This is a genomic window from Clostridium cavendishii DSM 21758 (assembly GCF_900141845.1).
Taxonomy (GTDB): domain Bacteria; phylum Bacillota; class Clostridia; order Clostridiales; family Clostridiaceae; genus Clostridium_AG; species Clostridium_AG cavendishii.
Map to the genome: position 1 here is coordinate 1 of NZ_FQZB01000036.1, position 6,311 is coordinate 6,311.

General features: G+C 27.8%; 7 protein-coding genes and 1 riboswitch. Of the genes, 2 read left to right on the top strand and 5 right to left on the bottom strand.

Going from position 1 to position 6,311, the window contains the following annotated elements:
* Positions 1-185: 185 nt before the first annotated feature.
* Positions 186-296: riboswitch (SAM riboswitch) on the bottom strand.
* 161 nt (positions 297-457) lie between these two features.
* From BUB01_RS22370 to BUB01_RS22380, 3 genes are all read right to left on the bottom strand, one after another.
* Positions 458-1,579, bottom strand: coding sequence for a DUF4179 domain-containing protein (locus BUB01_RS22370; protein WP_072993909.1), 1,122 nt, complete (start codon positions 1,577-1,579; stop codon positions 458-460).
* A gap of 1 nt (position 1,580) precedes the next feature.
* On the bottom strand, positions 1,581-2,117 hold the full coding sequence (locus BUB01_RS22375) for an RNA polymerase sigma factor (RefSeq protein WP_072993910.1): 537 nt from the start codon (positions 2,115-2,117) through the stop codon (positions 1,581-1,583).
* 369 nt (positions 2,118-2,486) lie between these two features.
* Complete coding sequence (locus BUB01_RS22380) at positions 2,487-2,951, bottom strand: pyridoxamine 5'-phosphate oxidase family protein (protein ID WP_072993913.1); 465 nt, start codon at positions 2,949-2,951, stop codon at positions 2,487-2,489.
* A 296-nt stretch (positions 2,952-3,247) separates the two neighbouring features.
* On the opposite strand from BUB01_RS22380, the gene BUB01_RS22385 reads away from it, so the two are divergent.
* Both BUB01_RS22385 and BUB01_RS22390 read left to right on the top strand, forming a co-directional pair.
* The gene (locus BUB01_RS22385) at positions 3,248-3,814 is read left to right on the top strand and encodes a TetR/AcrR family transcriptional regulator (protein WP_072993916.1); all 567 of its coding nucleotides are present in this window, start codon (positions 3,248-3,250) and stop codon (positions 3,812-3,814) included.
* A 34-nt stretch (positions 3,815-3,848) separates the two neighbouring features.
* Positions 3,849-4,754: a DMT family transporter gene (locus tag BUB01_RS22390; RefSeq protein ID WP_072993918.1), complete on the top strand. Its 906-nt coding sequence runs from the start codon at positions 3,849-3,851 to the stop codon at positions 4,752-4,754.
* A 133-nt stretch (positions 4,755-4,887) separates the two neighbouring features.
* Here BUB01_RS22390 and BUB01_RS22395 read toward each other — a convergent pair whose 3' ends face one another.
* Both BUB01_RS22395 and BUB01_RS22400 read right to left on the bottom strand, forming a co-directional pair.
* Complete coding sequence (locus BUB01_RS22395) at positions 4,888-5,697, bottom strand: SGNH/GDSL hydrolase family protein (protein WP_072993921.1); 810 nt, start codon at positions 5,695-5,697, stop codon at positions 4,888-4,890.
* A gap of 92 nt (positions 5,698-5,789) precedes the next feature.
* Positions 5,790-6,311: 3D domain-containing protein (locus BUB01_RS22400; protein WP_072993924.1), on the bottom strand; the 522-nt coding region annotated here is incomplete at its 5' end.

Below are 6,311 nucleotides of genomic sequence, written 5' to 3' on the forward strand. Positions count from 1 at the left end.
AAATTTAGAATGTCACTTAAGGAAACTCCTACTCATTACATTCGTATGAGTAAGTTCGAATACCCAAATCTAAGATTTGGATTCTCAATTAAAGTACTTTAATTAATTTTATATAACAAAAAAACCTGTTCGAAGATTCGAACAGGCTGTAATTTTACAAAAAATATTATAAAAAATACAACTCGTTCTCATCTTCCAGAGCTCATGAACTCTGCAGGAATTAGCACCATACCATAATGAATTGGCTGGTTGCTGAAGTTTCATCGGGCCTATCCCTCAACTTCTCTTGATAAGAATTATCTAGCCTTTATTTAATTGTTAGATTAATTATAATCCCCAAAGTAATTTATTTACAAATGATATATACACCTATATTCTTAAATTACATTTGTATTCCTTATAAAACTAATAGGTTTTCTTGGTATTACTCCCCTTTTTAAATTTCTTACAATTTATTTTAATTACATTTTATATTTATTTTTTCTAAATTAGTTATATCTATTTTCTTTCCAACTTCATAAGTTTTTGCCTTTCTATTATCCATACCTATTCTAACTGGTATTATATTAAATTCCTTAGGTAATTTATCTACAAAACCATAAAACTTGTATTCTATTTCCTCCTTAACGCTATTATTATAAACTGCTAAACCTCTATATCCTTGTATTATAACACCATTTTCATCTGTAATAATTAATGCTTTAACCATTCCATTTTCATCTGTTGTATTATAATCTGAGGATGCTACTCCTTTTAAATTTACATAAAGTCCTGTTGGGTAATATACTATACTCTTAACCTCATAATCTACTTCTCCTATTTTGTAATGTTTATTTACATCTATCCTTTTACTTTCTCCTAATAACACATTGCTATCAATATTTAAATCAAAACACCAACTACCCTGTATATTTTTTTGTGTCCACTCAGTTTCTTTTATTTCAAATTTCAAATCAAACTTTTCCTTAAATTTCTTATCACTTTTTAATGTTTTCATTACAACCATAGTATTTTCGTCTATACATTTATAAATATAATCTTCCTCTAATATATTAGCTTTTTCACCATCTAAATAAACATTATCATTAACAGAACCTCTACTACCAACCCAAGTTCCAGCATCACTGCTATTTATCTTTTTTCCTTCTATAACATATCCTACCTTCATTATGTTATCTTCTACTATAACATTTGTTAAATTAATAGTTATATCTTTATCCTTTGCTTTCGCTAACGATTTTGTTGAATACTTTTCCAAATTCTCATTTATATTATAATACTTGCTATTTTCTTCTTTCTCCATAAACCCAAAAACAGACTGTATATTTGCTTTTGCATAAGCTATAAAACCAAAATCATTTAATAGTAGAGAACTTGCCCCTAAAATAATAACCAAGCCTACTGCTGTTTTTATAAATCCTCCTCTTCTCTTATTTTTCACCTTTATAACTTCCTTATCTAGTGCTCCGCCATTTATATTATCAAGAGCTTCTGAAATGCTTATATTTACAACATCAGGTAGCTCATTTTCTTCTTTTAATTTTTCTCTTATTAAACTGTCTTTTAATATATCATCCATTTTATCTTTCCCCCTTTAAACTTTCATATAATTTTTTCCTTGCCCTTGAAAGTCTTGATTTTATAGTTCCTTTGGGAACTTTAATACTCTTTGATATATCCTCTACAGACATGTCCTCATAATAATGAAGCATTACCAATATTTTTAACTCATCATCCAATTCACCTATTGCCTTATATATATGCTCATTATGAACCTCGTAGCTTTCTTCAAAGCTATCTTCCTTCATAGTCTCCACTGGTACAAGCTTTTCTTTTTTTCTTAGAATATCATTACACTTATTTGTCATTATTCTTAAAAGCCAGACCTTAAAACCTTTTGTATTTCTTAAAGTAGTTATATTTTTATATGCACTATAAATAGTATCCTGCATTGCATCTGCTATATCATTATCATCTCTTAATATACTTTTACCTAGTTTATATAATTCTATCTTATGTTCATTTATAAGTTCTGAAAAAGCTTCTTTACTTCCGTTTTTAGCTTCAATTACTCTGTCCAACTCTGTCTCTCCCTTTTTGCCTATTATAATTTCCAAAATCTCCTCACCCCTTATCTCCTAATTCCATATATAAGACGTATAAGATAACATTTGGGTTCTCATTTTTTACTATTTATATAATTTTATTTCATTACTCTTCTCAAAAGTTTAACTTTATTCCTTATGTACGATGGAAATATAAATTTTAACCTTATATTTGTGGATTTTTCAAGGTATGTCTTTTATTATCTATCCTTCCATAATCATTACCTTATTTTGCATCCTCACCGTAATATTCTTTAAACATCCATTAATTTAAAAATTGTCTATCTAAAACTTTATGTTTTTTTAATAATTAAAATAAACGGTAAATAACAAACTTCATTATTTACCGTTTACTTTTCATCAATAATTTTAAAGATTTTTTTATTTTCTTCCTTTACCTGAAATATGATTTATTTTAATTCTTATTACTTTGGTTTTATCCTTTGCTGCCGATATATATTTTTTCCCCTGTTCTAAAAACTCCCCTGAATATTTTTCTATAAGCGCTAATAAAGCCTCTTCTTTCTCTACTTCAAAAACCTCTTCTGCATTTCCAAATATAACTACACTTTTATACTTTGTACTAAATTGACTAGGTAAAATCTCAGTATCTGTAGTTATACAAAATGATACTTTACTATTTCTTTTTATATTATTTAACTTTTGCCCTTCAATTGCACAGTGAAAATAAATATTACCTTTATGATATACATAACTTAATGGAATGGAATAAGGATATCCATCATCATTTACTGTAGCTAAAACTCCATATTCTCCCTTATTTAAATTTTCTATAACCTCTTCTGAAGCTAATTGTCTTTCCTTTTTTCTCATTTCTTTAAACATAAAACCCTCCTAAAAATAACATATACAAACATACTATTTATCCAATTTATTATACGAATTCTATTTTAAGTTTTAATTATTATAAAAATTTAAATATATATCAAAAATATATATTTTGTAATGTGTATTATATCCTATTTTTAAATATTAGACTAGATGTTTTAAAATATTTTCACCTATATATTCCAAAGGTTGTCGTTAAATTGCTATTATAATAATTCTCTTCTATAATACCTTGACTAACCATAGGATTTATTGTAAAATTAACTTACGAACGGTCGTCAGGAGGATTTGATATGACAATACAATTATTAAAAAAATCTGCTTTACATCTTTTTTTAGAGAAAGGTTATGAAGGTGCCTCACTTGCTGACATAGCTGAAGCTGTAGGGATCAAAAAACAATCTATTTACGCTCATTTTAAGAGTAAAGATGATTTGTTTTTAACCATTGTTAATGACGTTGTTAATGAAGAAATTGGATTTCTAAATGAATTTTTTAATACTCAAGATTGTGAATTAGAAGATTATTTAAAAAACTTTATTTGTAAATTTAAAGAAAGATATATTGAACATGAAGATGGAAATATAAAATTTATACTTCGTATGTCTTTTATGCCACCATATCATTTAAAAACTGAAGCATTAGAAAAGTTTGATCTTTATTATTATGAAATAGAAGGTTTAGTAACTAAAGTCTTTTTAAATTCAGAAAAATTTAAAGCTAAGACCGAAAAAGGTACCTTTGCATTTATGACAATGCTTGATGGACTTTGGGTTGCTTTACTTTACGGAAGTGAAGAGAGATTTAACAAAAAATTCTCGGCGGCTTGGAACATTTATTTGAATGGTTTACTTAGTTAAGTATTAAAATAAAATACGAGTAGGAGGAATATTTATGACAAAAAAATTAAAAGCTGAATTATCATTACTTTTTGTTGCAATTCTTTGGGGCTCTACTTTTGCATTAACTAAAAATGCTCTTGAAACTTTAGCTCCATTTAACTTTCTTGCTATTAGGTTTACAATAGCTTTTTTAATGTGCGTTATTATATTTTATAAAAAAGTAATACTTATAGATAAATCCACACTTAAATATGGGAGTATATTAGGAATAATCTTATTTTCCTCGTTTGTTTGCCAAACTTATGGCATTAAACTTTCAACACCTGCCAAAGCTGGATTTATAACTGGTTTCTCAGTAGTTATTGTTCCTATTATTGTAGCTATTTTAGCTAAACAATTACCGGATATCAAAAATATAATAGGGGTATTTTTAGCTTTAATTGGACTTACACTACTAAGTCTTAATTCATTAAGTGGAGTAAATATAGGTGACATTATAACTTTAATAGGAGCCTTTGGATTTGCTATGCAAATAATAGTCGTTGGTAAATATACTCATAAGGTTGATTCTATAAATCTTGCTATAATTCAAATAGGTATAGTTTCTATTCTTAGTATAATATCTACATTTGTTTTAGAAACTCCAACTATACCTACAGGTAGTAGTACTTGGGTAGCTATACTTGTAACATCACTTTTAGCAACCTGTGTATCTTTTGTAATTCAAACAACTATGCAACAATATACAAGTCCATCAACTACAGCATTAATATATACTGGCGAACCAGTATTTGGAGCTATTTTTGCTTATCTATTAGCTGGAGAGATCTTAACTTCAACATCTATTTTGGGGTGTATAGCAATACTTTTAGGTATGGTAATTTCAGAGGTTAACTTTAAATCCATATTTAATAAGCCTAACTTTAATTGTTTAGATTTAAATAATGAATTAGAATAAATTTTATATCAAAAGCCCCTTCTAAAAATTTTATAGAAGAGGCTTTTAATTTTTTTCTATATTAAGTAAAGTATAATTTTAAAATTAATCTATTGCCACAAAAATTATAAGTTTAATTAAATTTATTATCTCTTTAACTATTCAGTATATTAACTAACTTTTCTACTATAGCAGTTCCTAATTTAAAATGTCCAAGAGAGTTTAAATGAACTCCATCACCGACTTCATTACTATTATTAAAAGCTCCTTTATAATACAATTGAATATGATCTATATTTAAAGGATCTATATCAGTCAATTTGTTTCCTTCAATAGTATATGATTTTATACTTGGATATTTATTGGCTACTTCTAATACCGAATTTCTTATATAAGGTAAATTTAAATAAGGATATTCTGGATAAACTTTTTCAAAAGATGTACCTACTATATTTTTTCGCTTTGCATTCTCATCTCTCCAAGCCATTGTTGGACTAAGAATATTGATTACTTTTACATTAGGCCATCTTTGCTTTAATATTTTGTATATATTTTCTATTCCATCACGAGTTGACTCTGCGCTCATACCATTTGCAATATCATTTCCACCAGCTAGAATAATAAGATAATCAGCCTTAAAGTAATATCCTTTCTCTGCAGCATCTAAATAATCTGTCAATTGCCCAGATAAAGATAAATTACCATTCATCTTATTAGAAAATGTTGCGCCTCCTCTTGCCCAATTTGTTGTTTGAGCTCCATTTTTCCTTAATTCAGTCACCCATGTACTATATGATGCAGGAGAATTTGTATCATAGTTCCATTCGCTAGACAACGAATCTCCTATAATAGCAAATTTTTTCCCATCTAGTAAAGACGATGCTTTTACCTGTATCGTGTTCTGAAAAAAGATAACAGAAAATAATACTGTTAATGATAATATTATTGATAATATTTTTTTCATATACAAACTCCTTTTTAATTACTTAAGGTTTACTATACATACTTTAATAAAATTAAAACACATATTTTATATTAACACTTACATTCTAAAAATTATTCTACAATGTATGCATCAAAATATCGTCTACCTACATCTAAGGCTGCTTTATGATTAGATTTAAATATATCTATTTTATATACGTCTCCAACCTTTTTAATTGCACCGCCTCGATCTTCAACTACATAACAATTATTACCAGTATATCCTGGTATAACAATTTTAGTACCAAATCCTAACTCTGTTGGAGCTGCTATTGTAATACCATCACGTGGCTCTTTTCCAGATGCAGTTCTACCACCACCACAGCTATTACATGGGCAATATCCTGTGATTTCAACTCTTATTTTTCTACATTCTGCTCCACTACTTGACAAATATCTACCATCAACAAGACCTGTTTTCATAGCACCATCTTGTCCTAAATAATAATTTTTTCCATCTATGCTTTGCCATCCTGTCTGCATTCCACCTTTTGCATCAAAATGATACCATGAACCTTTTATTTGTGCCCAGCCTGCACCTTGCATCTCTCCATTATCTTTTAAATAATAAAAAGTTCCATCTATTTTTTGCCA